This window comes from Ochrobactrum sp. XJ1 (assembly GCF_024701725.1).
GTDB lineage: Bacteria > Pseudomonadota > Alphaproteobacteria > Rhizobiales > Rhizobiaceae > Brucella > Brucella anthropi.
Window position 1 is genome coordinate 26,525 of the sequence record NZ_VDGD01000014.1, and the last position, 24,777, is coordinate 51,301.

Sequence of the window (24,777 nt, forward strand, 5' to 3'; positions counted from 1 at the left end):
GATGGTTGCCTACTTGTTTAGGATGAGCTTGCCTTGGCGGGTGATCTTGAGACGATAGAGCGAACCGCCGTGCTCTATGCCCACTTCCCGGGAGCCGTCGAAGAGTTCGCGGCTGCCATAGGTTTTCAATTGCGGCTCAAGACCGCCTTCGCCGAAGCGAGGTTTCGCCTGAGCTGGGACAGACCCGGTTGAATCGCTGCGGAGCTGGCTTTCAGGAATGCGATTTGCGGCTCGTTCGGAAACGGGTCCGCGTGGTAACCGCACCTGCATGTCGATATGGATTCGCCTGTTCATTTTCTCGCCTCAGCATCGACTTTCCACACGGTGATGACAGCAAATTTGTTTTGTTGACATCAACAGTCATGTTTATTAATCACTGCATTACTGGAATAATCGAGTCAAGTTTAAATCTCGCTTTTTCCGCGCAAGCCCGGAAGAAATCCTCTTCCCAGCCAGCACGCGCCTTCTCCCGAGGGGGAAGTCATAAACAATTGAATTTTTTAATTTCTTCGTCACCCATCGGGTCGGCGAAGCGCGTCTGGGTCATGAAGGAAACATTGGAAATGCGGGCGACTGGTGGGGTTCACAAACGGTCAATTCTGGCGAGCACGGGGCTTGCTGTCATTCTTGTGGCGATGACGTCACAAGCCTTTGCGCAGGAACAGAAAGCTTCTGAAGAAGAAGCTGGCGTCGCGTTGAAGACGATCACCATTCGCAGAGCGAACGACGCACAGGCGCCGACTTCCGTTGCGGCACCGGTTGGCAGGGTTGACCGCGAAGAGATCAATCGTTTCGGCGGCGCGAAGCTCGACGACGTGTTGCGCGGCACCGCTGGCGTGTTTACCTTGCAGAATGCTTCCAATCCCGGCGTTGCGGTCAATATTCGTGGTTTTGAAGGCTCCGGCCGCGTCAACATGATGATCGACGGCGTACCGCAGAGCTACCGCAACACCGCGCACGATGCGCAGGGCTATGCCTACATCGACCCGAACCTGTTATCTGAAATCGACGTGGCGCGCGGCGCTGTGACGACCGAAGGCGGCACTGGCCTTGCAGGCAGCGTCAATTTCCGCACCCTCGGCGTCGATGATGTCATTCTGGATGGCAAGGACAAGGGTGTTCTCGGCCGCGCTTCCTGGGGTAGCAATGGAACCGGCTTCTCCGAAATGCTGGCCGGTGCCGCCCGCGTCAATTCCATCGGGATTGTTGCGGCCATCAGCCGTCACGATTCCAACGATTACAAGAACGGCGACGGCGTGACCGTCGAGAAAACCGGCGAAGAACTGACTTCCGGCCTGTTCAAAGCTGAGTTCGGCCTTGGCGAAGACCAGAAGCTGACGCTTGGTGGCGTGCTCTACAACAACCACTACGGAACATATGCGAACGGCTACCGTCCGGGAACCTATACGATCTACGATATGTTCCTGCAGAACCGCACGTTCTTCGCACAATATAACTACAATCCGTCCGACAACGATCTCATCGGCCTCGACGTCAACCTCTACCACAACAGCACATTGCAGAACTGGGAAGACGGCAATGGCAGCTTCGTAGGACGGCAGGTTTCGACCGAAACCACCGGCATGACGGCCTCGAACACGTCGCGCTTCACCTTCGGCGAAGTGGCGGTCGCGTGGAAGAACGGCTTTGAAATCAACCGCGACACCGCTGGCGGCACCAAAACGGGCGTCAACCCGACAGATGCCACATCCAATCGCGGCGCGGTCTTCTCGGAAGCGACATGGAATTATCAGGCCCTGCAGGTCGTCACCGGCCTCCGCTATGACTATTTCAAACTCGAGAGCGACGACAGCTCGATTTCGAACAGCGACAGCGAGTTCAGCCCCAAAGTCACCGTTGCCTATAACCTGACCGACTGGCTTCAGCCCTACATTACCTATGCGCATTCCATGCGTTCGCCGAGCCTGCAGGAAACATTCCTCGGTGGTGTGGCGCATACCGGAACCGGCATGATGCACGGCAATCCCAACCTTCGTCCTGAAAAGCAGCGCGGCTGGGAATTCGGCGTCAATATCGCTCGCGATGGCATCCTGACTGCTGAAGACGGCCTGCGTCTTAAGGCTAATTACTATACGATGCGCGTTGAGGATTACATCACGGCTGCATCCGACTACAGCCAGTTCATCAATGTCGACGGCACTTCGACAGTGAAGGGCTTCGAACTCGACGCGCGTTATGATGCGGGCTTCGCGTTCGGTGGCATTGCTTATACGCATTCCACCTCTGAACTGCCTGAGCAGACAGCTGGCATGGGCGCAAACCAGTATTTGCCGGAAGATGTCGTAACGGTTACCGCCGGTGCGCGTTTCTTCGAGCGCAAGCTCGAAAGCGGTCTGCGCGTTCAGCACGTTTCGAGCGGCAAAAGCATCAGCGGAAACGATACCGATCCCTACACGCTGGTCGACGTCTTCGCGAAATACAAGTTCACCGACACGGTCGATCTTTCGCTTCAGGTGCTGAACATCGCCGACAAGGAATATACCCCTGCCCTCAGCACCTATGGTTCTGGTCGCGGACGTACATTCCTCGTCTCGACACAGTTCCAGTTCTAAAACTTTGGGAGGCGTTCTCGCCTCCCGTTCATGATCGTCACATCTTCGAAGACCGACCAACCTGACCGCGGCGGCCTTCTGATCCCGAGATGTGACGCGGCGGGTGCGGCCCCTACCGCTGCACTCGCCAAAAGTTATATAAAGTAGCCAATCCCAAACCTGATGGAAAAGGATCAGCAATGTTCATAGCCATGAATCGCTTCAAGGTTCGCGTCGGCAGCGAAGCCGACTTCGAGACCGTATGGAAAAACCGCGACTCGAAACTGTCCGAACTTCCCGGTTTCGAGAGTTTTCACCTTCTCCGCGGTGCGACCAATGAAGAGGAAGGCTACACGCTTTATGCTTCGCACACGGTCTGGCGCAACCGCGATGATTTCGTCGCCTGGACGAAGTCCGAACAGTTTCGCGATGCGCATCGCAATGCCGGAGACAACAAGCCGCTCTATCTGGGACCTCCGCAGTTTGAAGGCTTCAGCGCCGTTCTCGGCTCCTGACGTACGGTAGAAACGCCTATCCACAAGGTGCGGCGAAATAGCGCATAATGTCATAGCGGCATCATTCGGAGGCCGCTATGACGATAGTAAAGCACCAATTATCTTTTAAAGATGGGTAGTTAACTCATATTTAGAATGATTCTAACTTATTGATTTTTAGAACATTTCAAAAACATAAAAATTGACAGAACGGAGCCCTACCGGCCATAACCTGACTTAATTTGGTGGGTTTTATAAACGCCACTTAAGTAATGCCTTTAATGTTCGGGCCTTTAACCCTTGCAGCTGGAGGAACCATTGACCGGTTCAGTTCGGCCTTGCGCCACGAGTGAAATAAAGCTGCCAGTTTTTCAGGTCAGCAACCCAGTTGAAGTAAAGAGTGAGCCGGTAAAGTCTCTCCAGTCGACGCTTTTTGCGTCTGATTTCTGCTTTGCGGGTATGGGAGATACTTCCTCATGCTAGTCTGCAGCTGTAACGTTATTACCGATAAAGACATTGAAGCCGTTGTTATTGAGCTTCTCGATCAGGATTGCTGGCAACTTATCGTTCCTGGCACCGTCTATAATGTCATGTCCAAACGCGGCCGTTGCTGTGGCTGCTTCCCAAACGTCGTGGAAACGATCATAAGGGTGACTGAAGAGTATCATCTTCGTCATAACCAAATGGACGAAAACGTGGTCCAGTTCATGGATCGTGTACGTTCTCTACGCGACAAATTCGGGAGTTCATGGAATGAAAGGCGAACCAAAGGTCATCGAGCGGCTTAACGAGGCATTGTTCCTCGAGCTTGGCGCTGTAAACCAGTACTGGCTTCACTACCGCCTCCTCAACGACTGGGGCTTCACGCGTCTTGCCAAGAAGGAACGTGAAGAATCCATCGAAGAAATGCATCACGCAGACAAGCTGATTGACCGCATTATCTTCCTCGAAGGTCACCCGAACCTGCAGACCGTAGCTCCGCTGCGCATCGGCCAGAACGTCAAGGAAGTTCTCGAAGCCGACCTTGCAGGTGAGTACGACGCACGCGCTTCCTACAAGAAGTCCCGCGAAATCTGCGACGAACTCGGCGACTATGTTTCCAAGCAGCTTTTCGATGAGCTTCTGGCGGATGAGGAAGGTCATATCGACTTCCTCGAAACCCAGCTCGACCTCCTCGCCAAGATCGGCGAAGAGCGTTATGGCCAGCTCAATGCGGCTCCAGCCGATCAGGCTGAGTAAGCCAAATCCGCTTTGCGAATGGAAGCCGGGGCTTTGCGCTCCGGCTTTTTTTATCATCTCAACTTTACCGTTGCCCCTTTATCGTGATATTGCGCGCGCAATTTCCGATATTTTGCAAGGTTCTCCCAATGAGCGCACCGCGCGTCAGTTTCGTTTCTCTTGGCTGCCCGAAGGCGCTTGTCGATTCCGAACGCATCATCACCAGCCTTCGCTCCGAGGGCTATGAAATCTCCCGCAAGCATGACGGTGCCGATCTGGTGATCGTCAATACCTGCGGCTTTCTTGATTCCGCCCGCGATGAATCGCTGGATGCCATCGGCCTTGCTCTCAACGAGAACGGCAAAGTCATCGTAACCGGCTGCCTTGGCGCAGAACCCGATGTCATCCGTGAGCGTCATCCGAACGTACTGGCCATCACCGGCCCGCAGGCTTATGAAAGCGTAATGAGCGCGGTGCATGAAGCCGTCCCTCCCGCGCACGATCCATTTGTGGACCTGGTGCCGCCGCAGGGCGTGAAGCTGACCCCGCGCCACTACGCCTACCTCAAAATCTCCGAAGGCTGTTCGAACCGCTGCTCCTTCTGCATCATTCCGGCGCTGCGCGGCGATCTCGTCTCGCGCCCGATTGATCAGGTGCTGCGCGAGGCCGAGAAGCTGGTGACTGCTGGCGTGAAGGAAATCCTCGTCATCTCGCAGGATACGAGCGCCTATGGCCTCGACATCAAGTATCAGGAAGCCATGTGGCAGGACCGCACGGTTCGCACCAAGTTCCTCGACCTCTCGCGTGAACTGGGCGATATGGGCGTGTGGGTGCGTATGCACTACGTATACCCTTACCCGCATGTCGATGAAGTCATTCCGCTGATGGCTGAAGGCAAGATTCTGCCTTATCTGGATATTCCTTTCCAGCACGCCTCCCCGGCGGTTCTGAAGAATATGCGCCGTCCGGCACATCAGGAAAAGACCTCGCGCCGCATTCAGGCCTGGCGTGAGACCTGCCCGGACCTGGCCGTGCGTTCCACCTTTATCGTCGGCTATCCCGGCGAAACGGAAGAAGATTTCGAAATACTTCTCGACTGGCTCGATGAAGCCAAGATCGAACGCGCCGGCTGCTTCAAATATGAACCGGTCAAGGGTGCAAAGGCCAATGATCTTGGTCTCGAGCAGGTGCCGGAAGAAATCAAGGAAGCCCGCTGGCATCGTTTCATGGCCAAGCAGCAGCAGATTTCGACCAATCTCCTCAAGAAGAAAGTTGGTAAGCGCCTGCCGGTCATCATTGATGAAGCAAACGGCACAATCGGCAAAGGCCGTACGCGCTACGACGCTCCGGAAATCGACGGCAGCGTTCACATCCAGTCGCGCCGCCCGCTACGCGTCGGCGACATCGTAACGGTGAAGATCGAGGCGAGCGACGCTTACGATCTGCATGGTATCGCGGTCTGATGGCGGCGGAAGCTGCCATAGCGATCAGAAAAGCCGCCGCGGCTGACGTGGCGGCAATTATCGCCATGCTCGCCGATGATGCGCTCGGCGCACAGCGCGAAGATGCGAGCCTCCCCTTGCGGGATTCCTATCGCAGCGCCTTTGCGGCAATCGATGCCGATCCCAATCAGCTCCTGGCTGTCGTTGAACATGATGGCGAGATCATTGGTTGCATGCAAATCAGCTTTATACCCGGCCTGTCGCGGATGGGCATGTGGCGCGGACAGATCGAAAGCGTGCGGATTGCGAGCCATATTCGTGGCGGCGGAGTAGGCCGTCAGATGATCGTTTGGGCAATCGAGCAATGCCGTGAACGCGGCTGCGGCCTTGTGCAACTGACGACCGATAAGTCGCGTTCCGACGCGCTGCGTTTTTATCAGTCGCTCGGCTTCACCGATAGTCATGAAGGACTTAAGCTATCGCTTTAACAAATAGCTTCAATATTTTGTAAGAAAATGAAAAGGGCGCTTTGAGCGCCCTTCTTTGTTTCTGTATGGAACCGCTTACTGCGGCAGCTTGTCGTCCACGCCAGCGACGTAGAAATTGAGGCCAAGCAAGGTCTTGTCGTCAGCCTGCTCGCCTTCTTTCAGCCAGACGGAACCGTCCTGCTTCGTGATCGGACCGGTGAAAGGCTTCAGTTCGCCCGACTTGATCTTGGCTTCGGTTTCTTCGGCCAATTTCTTCACATCGTCCGGCATGTTGGTATAAGGCGCCATCTTCACGAGGCCTTCCTTCATGCCCCACCAGATGTTTTGGCTCTTCCATGAACCGTCGAGAGCAGCCTTGGCGCGATCAATGTAGTAAGGGCCCCACTCGTCCACGACAGCGGTAAGCTGCGTGTCAGGCGCAAACTTGATCATGTCCGAAGCCTGACCGAAAGCCTTGATGCCGCGATCATGCGCCACCTGAATGGCAGCGGTGGAATCGGTGTGCTGGGTGATGATGTCTACACCCTGGTCGATCAGTGCCTTGGCTGCATCAGCTTCCTTGCCCGGATCGAACCACGAATTGACCCAGATCACCTTGACCTTGAAGTCGGGATTAACCGACTGCGCGCCGAGCATGAACGCATTGATGCCTTGCACGACTTCCGGCACCGGTACGGAGGCGATGTAACCGGCAACACCCTTGGTCGACATCTTGGCGGCGATCACGCCCTGCACATAACGGCCTTCATAGAAGCGCGCATTATAGGCAGACATGTTGTCGGCAGTCTTGTAGCCGGTCGCATGTTCGAACTTCACGTCCGGGAATTTCTTGGCAACCTTGAGGGTCGGATCCATATATCCGAACGACGTCGTGAAGATCAGCTTGTTGCCAGCACGCGCCAGACGTTCGATGGAACGTTCAGCATCGGCACCTTCCGGAACGCTTTCCAGAAAGGTGGTTTCGATCTTGTCGCCGAGTGCCTCGACCAGCTCCTTGCGGGCCTGATCGTGCTGATAGGTCCAGCCAAAATCGCCCGGAGGTCCGATATAAATGAAACCGATCTTCAGTTTTTCTTCTGCATGCGCCGCGCCGCCGAGCATAAAGCTCGCCGCAGTGGCAATCGCCATAAGCGTCTTTTTCATGTTCCCTGCACTCCTTGTTTTTACCCTCTAACCAAAACGAAAACCCTTGGGACGGTTTACGTCTACCCCTCAGCCGTTCGTTCTACCGGTCTGGCACGAACGGTTTGCCGAGCGAAGCCGGCGTATTCATCATCGTCAGGCGCTTGTTGCGCGATATGATGACCAGCACCACAATCGTCGCGAGATAAGGCAGCGCAGACAGAAACTGCGATGGCAGGCCAAAGCCCAGCGCCTGCGCGTGAAGCTGACCAATGGTCACCGCACCGAACAAGTAAGCGCCGATCAATACGCGCCATGGCCGCCACGATGCGAACACGACAAGCGCAAGTGCGATCCAGCCACGACCAGCCGTCATGTTTTCCACCCATTGCGGCACGTAGACGAGTGACAATTGCGCGCCTGCAAGACCAGCACAAGCACCGCCGAACAAAACCGCCAGAAAGCGCGTGCGCACCACATGCACGCCGAGCGCATGGGCCGAGCCATGGCTGTCACCGATGGCGCGCAATGTAAGCCCTACCCGCGTGCGGAACAGAAACCATGCCACGCCGACGACCAGCAGGATCGAAAGATAGAAGATCGGATCCTGCCCGAAGAAGAACCGCCCGACAAGCGGCAGATCGGTCAGATAGGGAATATGGATGGCTTCAAGCCGGACACCGGGAAGCCCGACAAAGCTTTCACCGAGCAAGGCCGATGCTCCAACGCCAAGGATCGTCAGCGCCAGCCCGGTTGCGACCTGATTGGTGACGAGTATGAGCGTCAGAAAGCCAAAAATAGCGGAGAAAAGCGCACCGACCAGAACGGCGGCAAACAAGCCCAACCAGGCCGAACCGGTCATTTGTGCAATGGCGAAGCCGGACACGGCCCCCATCAGCATCATGCCCTCGACACCAAGATTGAGCACGCCGGAACGTTCAACAACCAGTTCGCCGATGGCAGCGATCAGGAGCGGCGTCGCTGCTGTTGCAATTGTGAGAAGAATAGCCTGCGTCAAATCCATGGGATCAGGCCTTTCCCGCTTGGCGACCGGATATGAAGCGAATGCGATAAAGGATGAGTGTATCGCAAGCGAGAACGAAGAACAGGATCATGCCCTGAAACACGCGCGCAGATTTTTCGGAGATGCCGATAGCAACCTGTGCAGCTTCGCCTCCAAGATAGGAAAGCGCCAACACCAGACCGGCTGCTATTGCTCCCAGCGGATTGAGGCGTCCCAGAAACGCGACGATGATCGCCGTAAAACCGTAGCCCGGAGATATGACCGGACGAAGCTGGCCGATGGCACCGGAGGTTTCCGCGATGCCTGCGAGACCGGCAAGGGCACCGGAAACCGCAAAGACGAAGAACACCATCTTGCCCGCGCTGAAACCCGCGAAACGCCCGGCTCTTGGACTTTGGCCGATCACCTTGACCTCAAAACCCTTCAGCGTGTGCTTGAGCAGGAGCCAGACGACAACCGCTGCAACGAGCGCAAAGATGAAGCCCCAATGCGCGCGGCCCGATGCGCTCCAGATTTCCGGCAGAATGGCGCTATCGTTGAACTGACGGGTTTCCGGGAAATTATATCCTTCCGGGTTGCGCCATGGCCCGCGCACCAGCCAGTCGAGGAACAGCTGCGCGACATAGACAAGCATAAGGCTGGTCAGGATTTCATTGGTATTGAAGCGCACTTTCAGCAAAGCGGGAATGGATGCATAGGCCGCGCCGCCTGCCATCCCCATCAGCATCATCAGGGGCAGAACCACCCAAGACTGCAGATCAGGGAACATGACGGGCAGGATCGATCCCGCTATGGCACCGGCGATGAACTGCCCCTCGGCACCGATGTTCCAGTTGTTGGACAGAAAGCAGACGCAGAGGCCGACTGCGATCAGGATCAGCGGCGCAGCCTTCACGAGCAATTCATGCCAAGACCAGATGTCGAACAAAGGCTCGACAAAGAAGACATAAAGCGCATGTAACGGATCCTTGCCCATCAGCGCAAAAGCAAGTCCGCCGAAAATCAGCGTCAACGACAGTGCCAGCAATGGTGACAAGGCGCTGAAAAGTCTCGACGGCTGCGGGCGTTTGACGAGTTCAATCCGCATCATGCAGCTCCCGCCTCTCCTGAGATACCGCCCATCAAAAGACCGATCTTTTCCAGCGTTACATCGGCAATCGGCAGAGGATCGGAGAGCTGGCCATGATTCATCACGGCAATGCGGTCACTGATTTCAAGAAGCTCATCAAGGTCCTGACTGATGACGAGAACTGCGGAACCGGAGCGCGCAAGATCGACAAGTGCCTGCCGGATATGTGCTGCGGCACCGGCATCCACGCCCCATGTCGGCTGGTTCACAACCATGACCGATGGTGAGCGATCAAGCTCGCGCCCGATGATGAATTTCTGCAGGTTTCCGCCAGAAAGTGCAGATGCGGGCGGATTTTCAGCACTCTTGCGCACATCCATCCGTTCAATGATGCGTTTGGCAGCCGATCGAAGCGCGCTCTCTGCGATCAGCTTCATCTTGCCACCACGCAGGAACATCTTTGCGTCGGTCTTGTATCGCGACAAGAACAGATTGTCGGTCAGCGTCATGGTCGGAACAGCACCGTGACCAAGCCGCTCCTCCGGAACGAAGGCTGCCCCCATCATGCGGCGGTCGCTGATGCCGGCCTTGCCTGCATCCTTCCCGCGAATGCGCACATTCGATGGATTTGACTGCAGCACTTCGCCCGAAACAGCTTCGAAGAATTCACCTTGCCCGTTGCCTGCAACACCGGCAATGCCAACGACTTCGCCTGCGGCGACCGAGAGAGAAATATCTTTCAATGCCGTCGAAAATGGCCCACGCGGCGGTTGCGACAGTGACTTGATTTCAAAAAGCGCGTCCTTACCGACATCTACCGCCGCCGCGATGGGACTGCGTGCCACGACATTGATATCATTACCGACCATCATACGGGCGAGCGACGCGGCGGTTTCCTTGCGCGGATCGCAATGCGCAACGACCTTGCCATGCCGCAACACGGTCGCGCGATCACAAAGCCGCTTCACTTCCTCAAGACGGTGGCTGATGTAGAGGATCGACTTGCCTTCGGCTTTCAGGCGCTCCAGCGTTTCAAACAACTTGTCGGCTTCTTGCGGCGTCAGCACCGAAGTCGGTTCATCGAGGATGATAAGATCCGGCTCCTGAAGAAGACAGCGCACGATCTCGATACGCTGACGTTCGCCGACGGACAGATCACCAACATGGGCCTGCGGGTCGACCGGAAGACCGTACGTCTTGCCAACCTCACGCGCACGCTTCGCAACGTCTGAAAGCGGCAGCGAACGGTCGAGCGACAAGGCAATGTTCTCAGCGGCAGTAAGCGAGTCGAACAGCGAAAAATGCTGAAAAACCATGCCTATACCAAGTTTTCTTGCGGTGGCCGGTTCGTCTATCGTGACAGGTTGCCCCTTCCAGACGATTTCGCCTTCAAGTGGCTGCAACGCGCCGAACAACATTTTCACAAAGGTGGATTTTCCGGCACCGTTTTCACCCAGAAGCGCGTGAATTTCGCCTTCCCCGATGGTGAGATCGACACCATCGCAGGCCCGCAGCTGACCAAATACTTTCGTGAGCCGGCGGACATCCAGAAGAGGCCGGTCGGTTAAAGGCGCTGTCATTGTTCCCCAAAATTATATTTTTGAGCGACCTTATCCAGCAACTCTGCTCTTGAAAAGCCCAAAAGCAAGCAGCGGTGGACATATACACACTGCTGCAATCATCAGCCCGATCATGGAAGCAGAATGGTGGTTCCCGTCGTCTTGCGGGCTTCCAGATCCTCATGCGCCTTGCCCGCATCCTTGAGCGCATAGGTCTGGTTGATCTCGATCTTGACGGCTCTGCTTCCGACCACGTCGAAAAGCTCTGCTGCCGTCTTTTCGAGGTCCGCCCGCTTGGCGATATAATTGAACAGCGTAGGACGCGTGGCAAAGAGCGAACCCTTCTGCGCCAGAATGCCGAGATCAAACGGCGGAATGACACCCGATGACTGGCCAAAGCAGGCAAACATGCCAAGCGGCTTCAACACGTCGAGCGAGCCCATATAGGTATCGCGCCCAACAGAATCATAGACAACGTCGACACCCGCTCCGCCCGTCAGTTCCTTCACCTTTTCGGCAAAGTTCTCGGTGCGGTAATTGATGACATGGTCGTAGCCATGCTTTCTGGCCAGCGCGATCTTTTCTTCCGATCCCGCCGTACCGATGACGGTGGCGCCAAGATGCTTCGCCCATTGTCCGGCAATCAAGCCTACACCGCCAGCAGCGGCATGAAACAGGATCGTCTGCCCCGGCTCCACCTTGAATGTACGCCGCAGAAGATATTGCGCCGTCATGCCTTTCAGCATCATGGAGGCGGCGGTTTTCAGATCGACATTATCCGGAACCTTGACCAGCCGGTCCGCTGGCAGAATGCGCTCGTCTGCATAGGAGCCCGGTGTCGCCACATAGGCAACACGGTCACCGACACGAACACCCTTAACACCCGGACCGACAGCAATGACTGTGCCCGCGCCTTCATTGCCGGGCGTGAAAGGCATCTGGGCTGCCTTGTAAAGCCCGGTGCGGAAATAAACGTCGATGAAGTTCAGACCGACGGCTTCATGGCGCACTTTTGCCTCGCCCGGACCGGGTTCGCCTATCTCGATCTGTTCATACTTCATGACTTCCGGCCCACCGGTCTGATGGACGCGAATGGCATTGATCATCATGCTTCTCCACTCTTCTTTGCGGCAGCGGCTTTCTCAGCCGCGATGACGGTCGCAGTCCGTCCCAATCCTGGGAAAAACTGCATGACAGCGCCGATGAAGTAGATGTAGAGGCCCGTCACGGAAATACCGACGCGAACCCACAGCGGCGCGTCCAGAGTATAATAGAGCGCAGCCGCGCCAAAGGCACACCAGAGCAGGAAAACCGTCAGATTAAGCGGTCGCAGGCGCACAACGCGCACTGGATGCAGGAAATTGATCGGCAGGAACGACAGGATTGCCGATACGACAACGGTTGCGAAAGCGACCCACTCGCCCGGTTTGACGATGAAAAGCGTAAAGACCACCATGTTCCAGACGACCGGGAACCCCTTGAAGAAGTTCTCCTTCGTCTTCATGCCGGTATCGGCATAATAGATCGCGCTCGAAACCACGATGATCGCGCCGGATATGAAGGACAGATAAGTCCCCATAAACCCGCTTTGATAAAGCGCGAAAGCCGGTATCAGAACATAGGTGACATAGTCGATGATGTTGTCGAGAAGCTCGCCAGACCAGTTCGGCAGAACATATTTGACTTCAAGCTTGCGCGCGATGGGGCCATCGATGCCGTCGACGAAAAGCGCCAGCCCCAGCCACCACCACATCGCCGTATAGCGCCCATCACTGGCCGCCACGATGGAAAGGAACGCCAGAAACGAACCCGATGCCGTCAGAAGATGAACCGAAAACGCCTTGGCTTGCGGCGCGGTGACTTTTTTGGCTTTGAGTTTTCCGGTCAGTTTGGTTTTCACGCCGTCCGCCATTTCAGTTTGTCGCCGCGCATATCCCGCCCAAGACATTCCCCGCATCGGCTCAAAAATCGGAATCGCTTTTTGAAAAGCACGATGCGTAGATTCAACAAGTTAGAGCGTCCTTTGTGCGTCCGCAAGGACGCACGGCGCTCTAAGGCAGCGAGTAAATTTCATCAAACGGGGAACGCGTACACCAAACAAACTGACGTCCCCAACCCTCAAGATCGTTGAATAGCTTCTCCCCCAGGAAAAGCCATGATCCTGCAAGCAGCTTTCCCTGAATAAGCACAAAAGAGCAAGTAAGGCGTGAGGCAAATCCGCCATAATCCCACGGAAGAATGGTCTTTTGCCTGCAATTCGGTTTAAGTGCAGCTCAAACGCATCCGTCTGGAATCATCAGACAATGCGATATGCATAGCGAACGGTCACGAGGTCTGCACTGTCGGACCAGGGATGAAACACGATGAACGATCTTGTTGTGAACAAGCCTCTCACTGACATTGTCATCAGCGGCAGCGGGCCTGCCGGGATGATGGCAGCGCTGGCGCTTGGCGCAAAAGGCTATCGCACCGTGTTGCTTGGACCGGAGACCGATAAGGGTGACCGCCGCACCACCGCACTCATGATGCCCGCCATCAGACTACTGGAGGGACTGGGCGTCTGGTCGGATATCGAGCCGGAAGCAGCCCCCCTCGCTTCCATGCGCATTGTCGACGCAACGCGGCGCCTCGTGAGAAGCCCTGTCGTCACCTTCCGTGCGGGCGAAATCGATGAGACTGCGTTCGGCTACAATATCCCCAATGCCGTTTTGAACGAGAAGCTGGCTGAAGCCGTTTCCCGCAATCCGAATATCCAGCGCATCAATGCCTCCGTCATCGAGTACCGCCACAATGGTGACCACGTAACCATCACGCTTTCGGGTGGCGACACATTGCATACGCGGCTGGTCGTGGCTGCCGACGGGCGCAATTCGATGGCCCGCGAAGCGGCAGGCATCCGCACACGCCGCTGGAGCTATCCGCAAACAGCCGTCGTGCTTTCCTTCTCGCATAGCGTCGACCACGAGAATATTTCGTCGGAGTTCCACACCGAAGAAGGCCCTTTCACTCAAGTGCCGTTGAAAGGCAAACGCTCAAGCCTCGTCTGGGTGGTCAATCCCGGTCGCGCCGAAGCACTGCTTGCGCTTGACGAAGCCACGCTCGCTCAGCGCATCGAAGACATGATGCAGTCCATGCTGGGCAAGATTAACCTCGAGATCAAGCCGCAAGCCTGGCCCCTTTCCGGCCTCGTGCCCCATGTCTTTGCAGCCAAGCGCACGATCCTGATTGGTGAAGCCGCGCATGTGTTTCCACCGATTGGCGCACAAGGCCTCAATCTGGGTTCCCGCGATGTCGAAACGCTGGTCAAGGCTATCGAAAGCGATCCTGTCGACCCGGGCTCAGATCGGGTCATTCGCGCCTATGACCGCGCAAGACGTCCGGATATTCTAGCCCGCACCGGCTCTGTCGATGCGCTCAATCGTTCGCTTCTCTCCGGCATGCTTCCGGCGCAGATCGCGCGTGGAGTGGGATTGGAAATGCTTCGCTCATTCGCACCGCTACGCGCATTCTTCATGCGTGAGGGGCTTCGTCCTGGCAGCGGTTTCTCGCATCTGCTACCGAAACTGCCAAGCCTTCCACACCGAAGCGACGGCAAACGTTCCAGCTAACTTGATTTTCGGACCATCCGAGACATCGAACAGACAGAATTGCCGGTTGCCGCCGACTTTAATTTGTCACGCGGTGAACTACATAGTGTTGCATGGGTATGACACAGATAAAGCACGCGAAATTTCAGATCGGTCAGGTCGTCAAGCACCGGCTATTCCCCTTCCGCGGGGTTATCTTTGACGTAGACCCCGAATTTGCAAATACGGAGGAATGGTATGAGTCCATTCCGGAAGAAGCGCGCCCGCATCGCGACCAGCCGTTTTACCATCTGCTCGCGGAAAACGCGGAATCCGAATATGTCGCCTATGTATCGGAGCAGAACCTGGTGCCGGATTTAAGCGGCGAGCCTTTGCGCCATCCTCAGATCGAGGAGATGTTTGATCGACAGGACAATGGTTCCTATCGCGTAAAGTCGCAACATTCTAACTAATATAGCACTATCTTCTAAAGTGATGGTTCAAAAAAGGGGCGCTCAAAGCGCCCCTTTTTCATAACACACTGGACAGACAGCAATTTAGTTCGCTGCGCCTTTTGCCTTGTCCTGTTCAGCCTTCATCTTGGCTTCGAAATCCTTCTGGCGCTTCTGGACGGCGTCCTGAAGTTCCTTCTGGCGTTCTTCCAGTTCCGACTGCTTGAGAGCCGGGCCGGTCAGAGCGCCAGAGAAGCCGGTGAGTGCAACCGGAATCGGGTTCGGCTTGTTCTGATAGTTGACCGAAGTCAGGGTTAGCTTGCCGCCCTTCTTGAGCGCATTAATGAGATCGTCGGTCAGCGGAGCTTCTGCGATGCAGCGATCCGGGAAGCAGATGCCGTATTCAAGCTTGACCGGCTTGTTGTTGTCGATCTGGAGGCCGACGCCGGCAGGAATCAGACGACCAATAGGAACGGTCACCTGAAAGATCTTGCGGTTGATCTTGCCTTTGATCTCGATGAGGTTGACGGCAGTCAGGAGCTGGCCAGAATCCGCGGTGACGATGTTCTGCGTGTTGCAGATGTCATTGTCTTCCTGCTTCGAGCAAACCTTGAACCAGCCCTGTGGCGGCTGCTGTGCCGATGCAGGCATCGTCGCGGAGGCAAGCAGGGCGAACGCGCCAGCAATGGCAGATGCGGCAGCGATTGTCTTAGTGCTGGACATGATCAACAGGTTCCTTTCAACGCTCTGATCTATAGTTCCCGTTCTGTATTATAAGTCAGCGATAGACCGTCACTGGTTTTAAAATGCGGCAACAGCGTGACCTTGGGGATTTTAGCCCCCATCCGGACCCTTGCGGGCCCCAATCCGGAGCCGTGTTACAACGACTAGGGGTATGAATCCAGATGAGTTTCGACATTCCATGCCCGGAATCCGCCAAAATCTTTATTTTAGCCCCTACTGTCGCGTGACGGACACGCCCTAATTCCGCACTTAATGTACGATCATGCTAGTTTTCGGTTCCGAATCGACGCCTCCCGGCGCCGACCATCAAACTTATTTACAATGGACGATTGAAGTTGAACGGATTGATTGCCTTTCTCCGCAAAGTGGTTCTTGCGAGCCTTACCGGAGCTGTCGTCGGCGTGCTGCCGGCGCAGGCGATAGCCGAAGCACAGCCGGACTATGCGCTCTCCATGCATGGAGATGTGGCGCTGCCGGCTGACTTCACCCATTTCCCCTATGCAAATGCCGACGCCCCGAAGGGCGGCGCCATCACAATGGGCGTTGTCGGCACTTTCGACAGTCTCAACCCATTTGTTCTGAAAAGCATGCGTACGACAGCGCGCGGCCTGTTCGGGGATGTCGACCTCGGAAATCTGGTTTACGAAACGCTCATGCAGCGCTCGCGGGACGAACCCTTTACCCTTTACGGCCTGCTTGCTGAAAAGGTTGCGGTTGACCCGGACCGCAAATGGGTCGAATTCACCCTGAACCCGAAAGCGAAATGGTCGGACGACCAGCCGGTGACGGTAGATGACGTTCTCTTCACCTACGATATCCTGACGGAAAAGGGACGCCCTCCCTACAACAACCGGATGAGTCGGGTCGAGAAGATCGAAAAGACGGGGGAGCGCTCTGTTCGCTTCACCTTCAACGACAAGTCGGATCGCGAATTTCCGATGCTGATTGCCTCATCGATGCCGGTGCTGCCAAAGCACGCCATTGATCGCGAAACCTTTGGCAATTCATCCCTGAAACCGCCTGTCGGCAGCGGCCCGTATCTCGTTTCCGGCGTGCAGCCCGGCCAGCGTATTATCTACAAGCGCAACCCTGACTATTGGGGCAAGGATCTGCCGTCGCAGCGCGGTCTCAACAACTTCGATACGTTGACGATTGAATATTACCGAAACGAGACGTCCCTGTTTGAGTCTTTCAAGAAGGGGCTGCTGGATGTTTTCATCGAGGCAAACCCGACTCGATGGGAGAAGCTTTATGATTTCCCGGCTGTAAAACAGGGCCGTGTCATCAAGGACAGCTTTGAGAAAGGCACGCCAGCCAACATGTTCGGCTTCGTGTTCAACACGCGCCGTCTGATTTTCGCCGACCGTCGTGTCCGGCAGGCTCTGGGACTGCTCTTCGACTTCGAATGGGCTAACCGCAACCTTTTCGCCGATCAGTACCGCCGCACGCAGAGTTTTTGGGAAGGATCGGAGCTTTCCTCCGTCGGCAAGCCTGCCGATGACCGCGAGAAGCAGTTGCTGAAACCATTCCCCGAAGCCGTTCGCGACGATGTCATGAATGGTACATGGCATCCGCCGGTAACAGACGGTAGCGGTCATGACCGCACGCCTGCAAAGAAAGCCTATGATCTCCTGACTGACGCGGGTTTTCAGTTTGAACACGGCCTCGCCGTTGATCCCTCTGGCAAGCCGCTTAAATTTGAGATCATGACGCGCTCGCCCGACGAGGAAAAAGTCGCGTTGGCTTACAAGCGCAATCTCGCACGACTGGGCATCACAATCGAAATACGCACGGTGGACGATGCCCAGTATCAGCAACGCCTCCAGACATTCGACTACGACATGATTCTCGGGGCGCTGACCGGATCGCTTTCGCCCGGCAACGAACAATGGATGCGCTGGGGCGCAGCCTCACGTGACGTTCAGGGAAGTTTCAACTATCCGGGTGTTGCCGATCCGGCAGTAGATGCGATGATTGAAGCACTGCTGGCTGCAAGAAGCCGCGCCGATTTCGTGAGTGCGGTCCGCGCGCTCGATCGTGTGCTTATCTCCGGGGATTACTACATTCCGCTTTACCACCTGCCCTATCAGTGGGTAGCGCGCTGGGATCGCATCGAGCATCCGAAGAAGACTTCGCTCTATGGCTATCAACTACCGACTTGGTGGCGCTCAAAGCCATGATCGGGCTTTAACGTTGATGTAATTCGCCCTACATGCACCCAATATATGATGAGTATTCAACCGGAGGCCACGCCTCTGGTTCTCGTATGGAGACATTGCCATGGCCACCAGAAAGATAACTATCGATGTCGTGTCCGACGTCGTCTGCCCTTGGTGCTTTCTGGGGCGCAAGCGCCTTGAGGCGGCACTTGCCATGGTGCCGGATGTGGAGGCGGAAGTGCGCTGGCGTCCCTTTCAGCTCGACCCTACCCTGCCTCCGCAGGGAAAGGATCGCCAGACCTACATGCGCGAGAAATTCGGCACCGGCGGAAAGATTGATGACATCCACAAGCAGCTGACCCAGCTTGGTGAGGAAAACGGCATTGTCTTCGATTTCGATGCCATCGCCCGAGCGCCAAATACTCTGGACGCACATCGCGTCATCCATTGGGCAGCACAGGCTGCACCCGATACGCAGGACCGGATGGTCGGCATGTTGTTCTCGCTCTATTTCGAGCAGGGACAGGATATCGGCGACCACGAAGTGCTGGTTGATGCTGCGGCAAGCGTCGGCATGGATGCCGAAGTGGTCGCCCGGCTCCTGCAAAGTGAGGCAGACAAGGCAACGATTCGTGAGGAGATCGATACCGCCAGCCGCATCGGCGTGCGCGGCGTACCATGCTTCATCATCGATCAGAAATATGCCGTCATGGGCGCTCAGACGGCAGATGTCCTTGCTGACGCTATTCGCCAGACGGCTGAAGGCTTTGAGCCGGGGATTTCTGAAGATCGCTAAAAGACGCGAAGCGGCGGGTTAACCCGCCGCGATCTTCGCCAGTTGGGTCATGATGACGGCAGAACCGTTGAGGCGTTTCTCGGGTGTCGGCCAGTCGCGGATGAAAACGATGCTCTGATCCGGCCTGATCTTGGCCATGGACCCTTGCTCGCCGATCATTTTCACCAGACCGACCGGGTTGTTGAACGTCGCATGACGGAACTGGATGACCACGCCCTTCGGACCGGCATCGAGTTTCTCGACATTCGCGCGGCGGCAGAGCGCCTTGATGTAAACGATCTTGAGCAGATGCTGCACTTCATCCGGCATCGGACCAAAACGGTCAATGAGTTCCGCACCGAAAGCATCTATATCCTGCGGCTCTTCCAGATCGGCCAGACGGCGATAAAGGCCAAGACGCAGTTGCAAGTCAGGCACATAGGCTTCGGGGATCATCACAGCCGTGCCGATGGCAATCTGTGGCGACCACTGGCTATCTTCGACTTCGCCCACACCCTTGAGCGTGGCCACCGCCTCTTCCAGCATCTGCTGGTAAAGTTCGAAGCCAACTTCCTTGATATGGCCCGATTGCTCCTCGCCGAGCAGATTGCCTGCCCCGCGAATATCCATATCGTGGCTGGCAAGCTGGAAGCCTGCGCCCAGCGTGTCGAGCGACTGCAGAACCTTAAGGCGACGTTCCGCCATCTGCGTCAGCATCTTACCTGCCGGAAGTGTGAACAGCGCGAAAGCGCGCTGCTTCGAGCGACCAACACGACCGCGCAGCTGGTAGAGCTGTGCCAGACCGAACATATCGGCACGGTGCACGATCATCGTGTTAGCCGTCGGAATATCGAGACCGGATTCCACAATGGTCGTGGACAGAAGCACATCATACTGGCCGTCATAGAAAGCGTTCATGATGTCATCGAGTACGCCCGGCGCCATCTGACCGTGGGCCACGGCCACTTTCAGTTCGGGCACGTGCGTTTTCAGGAACTCCTCTATCTCGCCAAGATCGGAAATGCGCGGGCAGACGTAGAAACTCTGGCCGCCACGATAGCGTTCGCGCAAAAGCGTCTCGCGAATGACGAGCGGATCGAACGGTGAGACGAAGGTGCGCACCGCCATACGATCGACGGGAGGCGTAGTAATGAGCGAGAGTTCTCGCACACCGGTCAGCGCAAGCTGCAAAGTGCGCGGGATCGGCGTGGCGGACAATGTCAGCACATGCACGTCCGACTTCAGTTCCTTCAGCCGCTCCTTGTGCTTGACGCCGAAATGCTGCTCTTCATCGATGATGAGCAGACCGAGATTCTTGAACTTGATCGAGTTGCCGAGCAGCGCATGCGTGCCGACGACAATATCGACAGTTCCTTCTTCCAGCCCTTTCTTGGCAGCAGCAAGCTCCTTCGTGCCGACAAGACGCGAGGCATGGGCAAGATTGATCGGCAGGCCATGGAAGCGCTTCGAGAAGGTCTTGAAATGCTGGCGCGACAGGAGCGTTGTCGGCACGACTATCGCCACTTGAACGCCACTCATCGCCGCAATGAAGGCAGCACGCAGGGCTACTTCCGTCTTGCCGAAGCCGACATCACCACAGATCAGGCGATCCATCGGCTTGCCAGCAGCCAGATCGTCCGCCACGGACTCGATTGCCGTCAGCTGGTCGTCGGTTTCATCATAGGGGAAGCGAGCAGAAAATTCGGCATAGAGACCATCTGGCGGCGTCATCACCGGCGCACCGCGCATCTGCCGTTCGGCAGCGATCTGGATCAGATGCCCGGCAATCTCAAGCAGGCGTTTCTTGAGCTTGGCCTTGCGCATCTGCCACGCGCCACCGCCAAGCTTGTCGAGAACCGCATCGGAGCCCTCCGAACCATAACGCGAGAGCAGTTCGATATTTTCAACCGGCAGAAACAGCCGGTCATCACCCGCATAATGGATTTCAAGACAGTCATGCGGAGCGCCAGCGGCGGTAATGGTCTTGAGGCCAATGAAGCGACCGATACCGTGATCGACATGGACGACGATATCGCCAGCGTTTAGCGAGGCAACTTCCGAGATGAAATCCTGATCGCGCTTGCGGCGCTTGGAACGGCGGATAAGACGGTCGCCCAGAATATCCTGCTCAGCCACGATGACGAGATCGCCCGCGTCGAATCCGCTCTCGACGGCCAGCACCGCCGCCGTCACCTTGTCGCGTGACAGCGCCTTGACGGTAGAAAGCCGGTCAACCGACTCGATCTTTTCCAGCCCATGTTCATCCAGGACCTGCAAAAGACGGTCGAGAGAACCTTCAGTCCAGGCAGCAACCAGCACTTTCTTGCCCGCTGCACGCAGTTCGGCAATATGCTTCACCACCGCTTCGAACAGGTTCACGTCGGTGGCCGCGCGCTCCTCGGCAAAGCTGCGGCCCTTGTGCACATCGGCATGAATAATCGTCCGCCCCGTAACCTCCGGCGCACCGAATGGCGTCAGGTCGATGCGCATACCTCCGGCCTCAGCGTGCTTCTCGACCTCTGACGGGGTTAAATAAAGCGCTTCCGGCTTGACCGGCTTGTAAGGCACGGCATCACTGCCCGGCTCCTTGCCCTCCGCCTGTCTCAGCCGCGCTTCGTAGTGATCGACAACCATTGTGTGGCGCTCGGTCAGCGCTTCATGCACCAGATGATCGAAAACCACCGGCATATTGCCCGCATGGTCGAAGACGGTATCAAGCTTGTCGTAGAAAAGCGGCAGCCAATGTTCCATGCCCGCAAAGCGACGACCTTCACTGATCGCCTGATAAAGCGCGTCATCGCGCTGCGGCGCACCGAACATCGCGACGTAATTCTTGCGGAAACGGCTGATCATGTCCGGCGAAAGCGTGATTTCGCTCATCGGCTGGAGCACGAATTCCTTGCGTGTGCCCGTGGTACGCTGCGAAGCCGGATCGAAAGCGCGGATCGATTCCAGTGTGTCGCCGAAGAAATCAAGCCGCAACGGCTCTTCCGCGCCGGGTGCATAAAGATCGAGAATACCACCACGAACGGCAAACTCGCCGATGTCGCGCACGGTGGAAACACGTTCGAAACCGTTGCGCTCCAGCCGGGATGCCAGATCGTTCATATCCAGCTGGTTGCCGGGACGCGCCGAAATCACCTGTTCGGCTATCGCCGCTTCCGGCGGCAGCTTTTGCAGAACGGCATTGGCTGTGGTGAGAATGATGGCAGGATGCGGTGCCTTTTTAAGCTGGGACAGCGCACTGAGTGCGGCGAGCCGACGTGCCGATGCGTCTGCGCCGGGCGATACGCGGTCATAAGGCAAACAATCCCATGCAGGCAGATGCAGAACCGGCATATCCGGCGCCACGAAACTCAAGACCTGCTCCAGATCGGCAATGCGCTGCCCGTCGCGCACGATATACATAATCGGCCCGCGTTCGCCGATCTCTTCCGCCAGACGAATAAGACAGAACGCCTCGTAACCGTCGGCAACGCCGTCGATCACGATATGACGATTTGCCCCGAGCGCGCTGGAGGACTTGAGACCTAGTTTGCTGAAAACGGGCATGGGAACCTTGAACTCAGAATTCTATGCGGTCGCGAAACGCGACAATATCGCGGAACAGAGGCGTGTCGTAATCGATCGGGATCGGGCTTTCACCCGTCACCCATTTCAGAAGATCGCGGTCAAGCACTTCAAGAATATGCTCGAACTCCTCGAGCTGCGGATCGGTGAAGCCGATAATATATTCATCCGCATATTGCCCGAGGATCAAATCCATCTCGCGCATACCGCGATGCCACGCCCGAAACAGAAGCTTGCGGCGCCGTACATCCAGATTTTCCGTCGCCAATGTGCTGCCAGTCATCCTCGGTAAGCTCCAATCATTCAAATTGCTGCTGGTATATAGCATCTGCGCCGCAAACGGGAACCCGTTTATCCAACAAGAACAAAAAGAGCACAGAAAGATTGCGCACCGCCCTTGCACCGCAGGACGAAGCAGTTAATGCTCAAGCCCATGCGCCCATCCATGCTCGATCCATTTTTTGCTTCCGTTCGTTCGCTTTCCGGCATTGGCCCGAAGGTTGCCGCCCTGCTTGGCAAACTGCTTGGCACCGACATACCGGGCGCGGAGCCCAAGGTCGGTCAGCTCCTGTTTCTGGCACCGCACAGCGTGATCGACCGACGCAATCGGCCTGGTATCGCGCTTGCTCAGGAAGGCGCAATCGTGACGCTGGAAGTCATCGTAGACCAGCATCAGCCTGCACCACCCGGGCGTGGCAATGTTCCGCATCGCGTCTTCGCTCATGACGACACCGGCGAAATCGCGCTGACCTTCTTCCATGCGCAATTGCCTTGGCTGCAAAAAATGCTGCCTGAAGGTGAGACTGTCATCGTCTCGGGCAAGGTGGAATGGTTCAACGGTCGCGCCTCCATGGTCCACCCGGACTATATTGCGAGCCTGGAAGATGCAGCCAATCTGCCGATGGTCGAACCGGTCTATCCGCTGACCGCGGGTCTGTCGCCAAAGACATTGGCGCGCGCCGTCAAGGAAGCACTGACCCGCGTGCCTCCGCTGCCGGAATGGATCGACGGCCCGTTGCTGGCGCGGGAGCGCTTCATCAGTTTCCAGCAATCGCTGAACACGCTTCACCTGCCTGAAGACCCGTCGGATATCGCGCTTGAAAGCATTTCGCGGCGCAGGCTTGCATATGACGAGTTTCTGGCCGGACAATTGGCACTCGCCCTTGTTCGCGCGAAAACACGGCGGCTTTCCGGTCGTCCTCTGGAAGGTACAGGGCGCATCGTCGCCGAAATCATGCGCCACCTGCCCTATCGCTTGACCAAGGGGCAGGATCAGGCTGCTCGCGAAATCATCACAGATCTTAAGTCGCCGGAGCGCATGTTGCGGCTTTTGCAGGGCGATGTCGGCTCCGGCAAGACGGTCGTTGGATTGCTTTCCATGGCCCACGCCGCAGAATCTGGTGGACAGTCAGCACTCATGGCGCCGACGGAAGTTCTCGCCCGTCAGCATTTTGCAACCATCGCGCCGCTTGCGGAGAAAGCGGGACTGAAAGCCGCCCTTCTGACCGGTCGCGAAAAGGGCCGTGACAGGAATGCAGTTCTCGAAGGATTGAAAACTGGTGAAATCGATATCGTCATCGGTACACACGCGCTGTTTCAGGAAAAGGTCGAGTATCACGACCTCGTTCTGGTCATCATCGATGAACAGCATCGTTTTGGCGTGCACCAACGCCTGATGCTGACCGCAAAGGGTTCTGCACCGGATATGCTGGTCATGACGGCTACACCTATTCCGCGCACCCTCGTCCTCACCGCCTTTGGCGATATGGACGTGTCGAAACTGACCGAGAAGCCTGCCGGACGCCAGCCCATTACGACCGCCATCGTGCCAATGGAGCGTATGAGTGAACTTGTCGAGCGCATCCGAAAAGCTGTGGCAGAAGGACAGAAAATCTACTGGATTTGCCCGCTCGTTGAGGAATCCGAAGTCGTTGAACTGACTTCGGCAGAGGAACGTTTCGAGAGCCTCAAACCCGTCTTTGGGGATCGCATCGGTCTCATCCATGGCCGCATGAACGGGGCTGAAAAAGACGAAGCCATGCGGGCATTCAAGCAGAGCGAAACGCGGGTACTGGTCGCGACCACTGTGATCGAAGTCGGCGTAGATGTCCCCGATGCGACGATCATTGTTATCGAACATGCCGAACGTTTCGGCCTGTCGCAACTGCACCAGTTGCGCGGTCGCGTGGGGCGCGGCGACAAACCGTCAACGTGCTTGCTGCTTTACAAAGGCCCGCTGGGCGAAATCGCACAAGCCCGACTGAAGGTCATGCGCGAGACCGAAGACGGTTTTCGTATCGCGGAAGAAGATTTGAAACTGCGTGGCGAAGGCGAATTGCTCGGCACGCGGCAATCCGGCACCCCAGGCTTCCGCTTGGCCTCCATCGAAGCGCATGGTGATCTTCTGGAAATAGCCCGCAAGGATGCGCGCTATATTCTGACAAGCGATCCAGATCTGGAAGCCGAACGCGGACAAGCACTGCGCGTGTTGCTATATCTTTTCGGGCGCGACGAAGCGATCAGGCTCCTGAGAGCAGGATAGC

21 protein-coding genes are annotated in these 24,777 nt (G+C 56.6%); 11 read left to right on the top strand and 10 right to left on the bottom strand.

Annotated features, from left to right (window positions below; all coding sequences use genetic code 11):
* Positions 1 to 9 precede the first annotated feature (9 nt).
* A complete protein-coding gene (hemP, locus tag FG152_RS22205; protein ID WP_371264656.1) occupies positions 10 to 219 on the bottom strand; it encodes a hemin uptake protein HemP in 210 nt (69 codons plus the stop codon).
* Between the two features lie 272 nt (positions 220 to 491).
* On the opposite strand from hemP, the gene FG152_RS22210 reads away from it, so the two are divergent.
* The 6 genes from FG152_RS22210 to FG152_RS22235 all read left to right on the top strand — a co-directional run bounded on the left by FG152_RS22210 (position 492) and on the right by FG152_RS22235 (position 6,194).
* A complete protein-coding gene (locus FG152_RS22210; protein WP_226622796.1) occupies positions 492 to 2,573 on the top strand; it encodes a TonB-dependent receptor domain-containing protein in 2,082 nt (693 codons plus the stop codon).
* Between the two features lie 179 nt (positions 2,574 to 2,752).
* Positions 2,753 to 3,067 carry a heme-degrading protein HmuQ gene (gene hmuQ, locus FG152_RS22215; protein ID WP_010658822.1) on the top strand — a complete coding sequence of 105 codons (315 nt, stop codon included), beginning with the start codon at positions 2,753 to 2,755 and terminating at the stop codon, positions 3,065 to 3,067.
* 455 nt (positions 3,068 to 3,522) lie between these two features.
* On the top strand, positions 3,523 to 3,834 hold the full coding sequence (locus FG152_RS22220; protein ID WP_012093011.1) for a (2Fe-2S)-binding protein: 312 nt from the start codon (positions 3,523 to 3,525) through the stop codon (positions 3,832 to 3,834).
* On the top strand, positions 3,800 to 4,285 hold the full coding sequence (bfr, locus tag FG152_RS22225) for a bacterioferritin (RefSeq protein WP_010658824.1): 486 nt from the start codon (positions 3,800 to 3,802) through the stop codon (positions 4,283 to 4,285). The genes FG152_RS22220 and bfr overlap by 35 nt, the downstream gene beginning before the upstream one ends.
* A gap of 128 nt (positions 4,286 to 4,413) precedes the next feature.
* Entirely contained in the window at positions 4,414 to 5,727 is a 1,314-nt protein-coding gene (gene rimO / locus FG152_RS22230) for a 30S ribosomal protein S12 methylthiotransferase RimO (RefSeq protein WP_010658825.1), read from the top strand.
* Complete coding sequence (locus FG152_RS22235) at positions 5,727 to 6,194, top strand: GNAT family N-acetyltransferase (protein ID WP_010658826.1); 468 nt, start codon at positions 5,727 to 5,729, stop codon at positions 6,192 to 6,194. The genes rimO and FG152_RS22235 overlap by 1 nt, the downstream gene beginning before the upstream one ends.
* A gap of 75 nt (positions 6,195 to 6,269) precedes the next feature.
* Here FG152_RS22235 and FG152_RS22240 read toward each other — a convergent pair whose 3' ends face one another.
* From FG152_RS22240 to pcsA, 6 genes are all read right to left on the bottom strand, one after another.
* The gene (locus FG152_RS22240; protein ID WP_010658827.1) at positions 6,270 to 7,337 is read right to left on the bottom strand and encodes a BMP family ABC transporter substrate-binding protein; all 1,068 of its coding nucleotides are present in this window, start codon (positions 7,335 to 7,337) and stop codon (positions 6,270 to 6,272) included.
* Between the two features lie 82 nt (positions 7,338 to 7,419).
* Positions 7,420 to 8,340, bottom strand: coding sequence for an ABC transporter permease (locus tag FG152_RS22245; RefSeq protein ID WP_010658828.1), 921 nt, complete (start codon positions 8,338 to 8,340; stop codon positions 7,420 to 7,422).
* Between the two features lie 4 nt (positions 8,341 to 8,344).
* Positions 8,345 to 9,427: an ABC transporter permease gene (locus FG152_RS22250; protein WP_010658829.1), complete on the bottom strand. Its 1,083-nt coding sequence runs from the start codon at positions 9,425 to 9,427 to the stop codon at positions 8,345 to 8,347.
* A complete protein-coding gene (locus tag FG152_RS22255) occupies positions 9,427 to 10,989 on the bottom strand; it encodes an ABC transporter ATP-binding protein (protein WP_010658830.1) in 1,563 nt (520 codons plus the stop codon). The genes FG152_RS22250 and FG152_RS22255 overlap by 1 nt, the downstream gene beginning before the upstream one ends.
* Before the next feature lie 110 nt (positions 10,990 to 11,099).
* A complete protein-coding gene (locus FG152_RS22260) occupies positions 11,100 to 12,074 on the bottom strand; it encodes a quinone oxidoreductase family protein (protein ID WP_010658831.1) in 975 nt (324 codons plus the stop codon).
* Positions 12,074 to 12,880, bottom strand: coding sequence for a phosphatidylcholine synthase (gene pcsA / locus FG152_RS22265; protein ID WP_029375958.1), 807 nt, complete (start codon positions 12,878 to 12,880; stop codon positions 12,074 to 12,076). Before pcsA ends, FG152_RS22260 begins: the two co-directional genes overlap by 1 nt.
* Positions 12,881 to 13,331: 451 nt before the next feature.
* Here pcsA and FG152_RS22270 point away from each other — a divergent pair, with 451 nt between their 5' ends.
* The gene (locus FG152_RS22270) at positions 13,332 to 14,576 is read left to right on the top strand and encodes a UbiH/UbiF family hydroxylase (RefSeq protein WP_010658833.1); all 1,245 of its coding nucleotides are present in this window, start codon (positions 13,332 to 13,334) and stop codon (positions 14,574 to 14,576) included.
* Positions 14,577 to 14,668: 92 nt separating this feature from the next.
* The gene (gene hspQ, locus FG152_RS22275) at positions 14,669 to 15,007 is read left to right on the top strand and encodes a heat shock protein HspQ (protein WP_010658834.1); all 339 of its coding nucleotides are present in this window, start codon (positions 14,669 to 14,671) and stop codon (positions 15,005 to 15,007) included.
* An 84-nt stretch (positions 15,008 to 15,091) separates the two neighbouring features.
* On the opposite strand, the gene FG152_RS22280 is transcribed toward hspQ, so the two are convergent.
* Positions 15,092 to 15,709 carry an invasion associated locus B family protein gene (locus tag FG152_RS22280; protein ID WP_010658835.1) on the bottom strand — a complete coding sequence of 206 codons (618 nt, stop codon included), beginning with the start codon at positions 15,707 to 15,709 and terminating at the stop codon, positions 15,092 to 15,094.
* Positions 15,710 to 16,182: 473 nt separating this feature from the next.
* Here FG152_RS22280 and FG152_RS22285 point away from each other — a divergent pair, with 473 nt between their 5' ends.
* Both FG152_RS22285 and FG152_RS22290 read left to right on the top strand, forming a co-directional pair.
* Entirely contained in the window at positions 16,183 to 17,910 is a 1,728-nt protein-coding gene (locus FG152_RS22285) for an extracellular solute-binding protein (RefSeq protein ID WP_226622803.1), read from the top strand.
* Between the two features lie 100 nt (positions 17,911 to 18,010).
* The gene (locus FG152_RS22290; protein WP_029927370.1) at positions 18,011 to 18,685 is read left to right on the top strand and encodes a DsbA family oxidoreductase; all 675 of its coding nucleotides are present in this window, start codon (positions 18,011 to 18,013) and stop codon (positions 18,683 to 18,685) included.
* A gap of 18 nt (positions 18,686 to 18,703) precedes the next feature.
* Here FG152_RS22290 and mfd read toward each other — a convergent pair whose 3' ends face one another.
* Positions 18,704 to 22,216 (bottom strand): transcription-repair coupling factor, encoded by a 3,513-nt coding sequence (gene mfd / locus FG152_RS22295; RefSeq protein ID WP_036581048.1) that lies wholly within the window; start codon positions 22,214 to 22,216, stop codon positions 18,704 to 18,706.
* Positions 22,217 to 22,229: 13 nt separating this feature from the next.
* Positions 22,230 to 22,517: an FAD assembly factor SdhE gene (locus tag FG152_RS22300; RefSeq protein ID WP_010658839.1), complete on the bottom strand. Its 288-nt coding sequence runs from the start codon at positions 22,515 to 22,517 to the stop codon at positions 22,230 to 22,232.
* Positions 22,518 to 22,655: 138 nt separating this feature from the next.
* On the opposite strand from FG152_RS22300, the gene recG reads away from it, so the two are divergent.
* Positions 22,656 to 24,776 carry an ATP-dependent DNA helicase RecG gene (gene recG, locus FG152_RS22305; RefSeq protein ID WP_029375959.1) on the top strand — a complete coding sequence of 707 codons (2,121 nt, stop codon included), beginning with the start codon at positions 22,656 to 22,658 and terminating at the stop codon, positions 24,774 to 24,776.
* Position 24,777: the final 1 nt, after the last annotated feature.

Excerpts from the sequence above, each read along its gene's own strand:
- hmuQ (WP_010658822.1), top strand. The coding sequence starts at position 2,753 with ATGTTCATAGCCATGAATCGCTTCAAGGTTCGCGTCGGCAGCGAAGCC.
- FG152_RS22220 (WP_012093011.1), top strand. The coding sequence starts at position 3,523 with ATGCTAGTCTGCAGCTGTAACGTTATTACCGATAAAGACATTGAAGCC.
- bfr (WP_010658824.1), top strand. The coding sequence starts at position 3,800 with ATGAAAGGCGAACCAAAGGTCATCGAGCGGCTTAACGAGGCATTGTTC.
- rimO (WP_010658825.1), top strand. The coding sequence starts at position 4,414 with ATGAGCGCACCGCGCGTCAGTTTCGTTTCTCTTGGCTGCCCGAAGGCG.
- FG152_RS22235 (WP_010658826.1), top strand. The coding sequence starts at position 5,727 with ATGGCGGCGGAAGCTGCCATAGCGATCAGAAAAGCCGCCGCGGCTGAC.
- FG152_RS22240 (WP_010658827.1), bottom strand. The coding sequence starts at position 7,337 with ATGAAAAAGACGCTTATGGCGATTGCCACTGCGGCGAGCTTTATGCTC.
- FG152_RS22245 (WP_010658828.1), bottom strand. The coding sequence starts at position 8,340 with ATGGATTTGACGCAGGCTATTCTTCTCACAATTGCAACAGCAGCGACG.
- FG152_RS22250 (WP_010658829.1), bottom strand. The coding sequence starts at position 9,427 with ATGCGGATTGAACTCGTCAAACGCCCGCAGCCGTCGAGACTTTTCAGC.
- FG152_RS22255 (WP_010658830.1), bottom strand. The coding sequence starts at position 10,989 with ATGACAGCGCCTTTAACCGACCGGCCTCTTCTGGATGTCCGCCGGCTC.
- FG152_RS22260 (WP_010658831.1), bottom strand. The coding sequence starts at position 12,074 with ATGATCAATGCCATTCGCGTCCATCAGACCGGTGGGCCGGAAGTCATG.
- pcsA (WP_029375958.1), bottom strand. The coding sequence starts at position 12,880 with ATGGCGGACGGCGTGAAAACCAAACTGACCGGAAAACTCAAAGCCAAA.
- FG152_RS22270 (WP_010658833.1), top strand. The coding sequence starts at position 13,332 with ATGAACGATCTTGTTGTGAACAAGCCTCTCACTGACATTGTCATCAGC.
- hspQ (WP_010658834.1), top strand. The coding sequence starts at position 14,669 with ATGGGTATGACACAGATAAAGCACGCGAAATTTCAGATCGGTCAGGTC.
- FG152_RS22280 (WP_010658835.1), bottom strand. The coding sequence starts at position 15,709 with ATGTCCAGCACTAAGACAATCGCTGCCGCATCTGCCATTGCTGGCGCG.
- FG152_RS22285 (WP_226622803.1), top strand. The coding sequence starts at position 16,183 with ATGCATGGAGATGTGGCGCTGCCGGCTGACTTCACCCATTTCCCCTAT.
- FG152_RS22290 (WP_029927370.1), top strand. The coding sequence starts at position 18,011 with ATGGCCACCAGAAAGATAACTATCGATGTCGTGTCCGACGTCGTCTGC.
- mfd (WP_036581048.1), bottom strand. The coding sequence starts at position 22,216 with ATGCCCGTTTTCAGCAAACTAGGTCTCAAGTCCTCCAGCGCGCTCGGG.
- FG152_RS22300 (WP_010658839.1), bottom strand. The coding sequence starts at position 22,517 with ATGACTGGCAGCACATTGGCGACGGAAAATCTGGATGTACGGCGCCGC.
- recG (WP_029375959.1), top strand. The coding sequence starts at position 22,656 with ATGCTCAAGCCCATGCGCCCATCCATGCTCGATCCATTTTTTGCTTCC.